The 2,463-nt window shown below is 55.3% G+C and carries 2 protein-coding genes and 1 pseudogene; 1 reads left to right on the top strand and 2 read right to left on the bottom strand.

Translation table 11 applies throughout. The features are described 5' to 3' along the window. Together RTY00_RS23480 and seqA are read right to left on the bottom strand one after the other, a co-directional pair. A pseudogene (locus tag RTY00_RS23480) lies at window positions 1–1,186 on the bottom strand (phosphoglucomutase); the annotation flags it as partial. A gap of 24 nt (window positions 1,187–1,210) precedes the next feature. After that, window positions 1,211–1,750, bottom strand: a complete 540-nt coding sequence (seqA, locus tag RTY00_RS23475) for a replication initiation negative regulator SeqA (protein ID WP_061717375.1) — start codon at window positions 1,748–1,750, stop codon at window positions 1,211–1,213. A 248-nt stretch (window positions 1,751–1,998) separates the two neighbouring features. On the opposite strand from seqA, the gene RTY00_RS23470 reads away from it, so the two are divergent. Next, the coding region (locus tag RTY00_RS23470) for an alpha/beta fold hydrolase (protein ID WP_312666566.1) at window positions 1,999–2,463 on the top strand (465 nt) is incomplete at its 3' end.

The following is a 2,463-nucleotide window of genomic DNA, read 5'->3' as shown; positions in this document are numbered from 1 at the left end:
ATGCGCCCGCGCTCTCTTCACCGCCGAAACCGAAGCTGCCATCGAACAGACCATCAACGAACCATTTGAAACCAACCGGTACTTCTACCAGCTTGCGGCCAATGTCGTTGACGACGCGGTCGATCATCGCGCTGGAAACCAGAGTTTTACCAACAGCAACCTCTTTGCCCCACTGTGGACGATGCTGGAACAGGTAGTTGATCGCCACCGCCAGATAGTGGTTCGGATTCATCAGACCCGCAGGCGTGACGATGCCGTGACGGTCGTAATCAGGATCGTTACCAAAGGCCAGGTCGAATTTGTCTTTGTATGCCAGCAAGCCAGCCATCGCGCATTCAGATGAGCAGTCCATACGCACCACGCCATCTTTATCCAGATGCATGAAGCGGAAAGTCTGGTCGATCGCATCATTAACGATGGTCAGATCCAGCTTGTAGTGCTCAGCGATGCGCTGCCAGTAAGCAATACCGGAACCGCCTAATGGATCGACGCCAATTTTCAGGCCGGCTTTCTGGATGGCGGCGAAGTCAATCACCTGCGCCAGAGCTTCAACATACGGCTGGATCAGATCCTGCTCAACGATGTGACCGCTCGCCCATGCCTGATCCAGCGGCAGACGTTTCACGTCTTTCAGCTCGCCTTTGATCAGCTGGTTAGCGCGATCTTCCACCACTTTGGTGACGTTGGTATCAGCCGGGCCACCGTTTGGCGGATTGTATTTGATACCGCCATCTTCCGGTGGGTTGTGCGAAGGCGTGATTACGATGCCGTCCGCTTGCGCGCCGCCACGTTTGTTGTGCTCAAGAATCGCGTTAGAGATCGCAGGCGTTGGCGTATAGCCGTTGTCCTGCTGCACAATCACGTCCACGCCGTTAGCGGCCAGCACTTCCAGCACCGACAGAATCGCCGGCTCAGACAGCGCATGCGTGTCTTTACCGACGTAGCACGGACCGGTGATGCCATTCTTTTTGCGCTCTTCAGCAATCGCCTGCGCGATCGCCAAAATGTGCTGTTCGTTGAAGCTTTGGCGTCCCGCGCTGCCGCGGTGGCCTGAAGTGCCAAATTTCACCGCATGATCCGGATTCGCCACATCGGGCTTCAGGACGTAATACTGCGAGGTTAATTGTGCAACGTTAATCAAATCGCTCTGCTGGGCAGGCTGCCCGGCACGGGGGTGATTGGCCATTGGCGCTTCTCCCTGACGCTTCAGTTAAATGGTGCCGCGAACTTTCTCTGTCAGTTCCTGTGGGAACTGCATAGCCAGCATGATGTGTTCCACCATGCTGCATTTGCGACCTGTATTGGTATTCGTGATCACCCAGTACGGCGTGCCGGGAACGTGCTTCGGCTTGGTATGGGTGCCATTTTGCAGCAGCGTGTGCTCGTCGCCCGCAAAGTAGACGCGGGTACGGCCCTGCAGCGAGGCAGTCGCTTCAGCAAACGCTGCCGGATCAAGACGATAGAGCGTTGACAGTACCAACATGAAGCGGTTAACCGCCTTATTCTGCTCGGCATATTCATCGGAGAGCAGCAGCTCACGTACCGCACGGACGCGATCCTGAGGACGCGCTTCGCGGCTGGCAGGTTGCGCTTCTTTCACAGATGCACCAGCGGCGGGCGCAGCAGGTGCGCTCTGTCCGGCGGTGAACTTCAACATGCGGCGCAAAATATCAGAGGCGCTTTCACCAATGTGCTGCGTGTGGCTGGCAATATAACGGTAGAGTTCTTCGTCAACTTCAATCGTTTTCATCTTTTTCCGTACGATTCTGGCAAATGACAGAACCACGCATTAGTGCAACGGCCTTAGCAAAATCCAGTCGTGCAAAACGTGAGCGGGTTCTAACATAAGGATTATAAAGTTAAATCCGTGGCAGCCGATAGCGTTGGCAACGTTTCCGGGCAAAAGTCGGAATATGCCCTAATGCCCGCCGGCCTGACTGCTGGACAGGTGAATCCATGATAACCTAAGCCAAGGTCACAACCGTAAGAACTTTAGCCATGATTTTGAACGCCCGTCTGCAAACTGAACAATCTGCCCCCGATGCCACACCGATTCTGTTAATCCATGGTCTTTTTGGCAGCCTGGATAACCTTGGCATGTTGGCGCGTGGGGTGCGTGATGCTCGTCCGACGCTGCAGGTTGATGTGCGTAACCACGGCTTGTCGGCACGCAGCGATGAGATGAATTATCACGTGATGGCGCAGGACATTGTCGAAACGCTGGATGCGCACCAGATCGATCGCGCTGGTGTGATTGGCCATTCGATGGGCGGAAAAATCGCCATGGCGCTCAGTGCCATTGCGCCGGAACGCATCGAAAAAATGGTGATGATCGATATCGCGCCCGTTGATTACCAAATGCGCCGCCACGACGAAATTTTTGCCGCTATTCGCGCCGTTACCACCGCCGGCGTCACGCGCCGCAGCGAAGCCGCTGAAGTAATGCGTCAGCATATTGATGAA

This window comes from Pantoea sp. CTOTU49201 (genome assembly GCF_032054795.1).
In the GTDB taxonomy this organism is placed as follows: Bacteria; Pseudomonadota; Gammaproteobacteria; order Enterobacterales; family Enterobacteriaceae; genus Pantoea; species Pantoea symbiotica.
This window is presented reverse-complemented; position numbering and strand designations above follow the sequence as displayed.

Excerpts from the sequence above, each read along its gene's own strand:
- seqA (WP_061717375.1), bottom strand. The coding sequence starts at position 1,750 with ATGAAAACGATTGAAGTTGACGAAGAACTCTACCGTTATATTGCCAGC.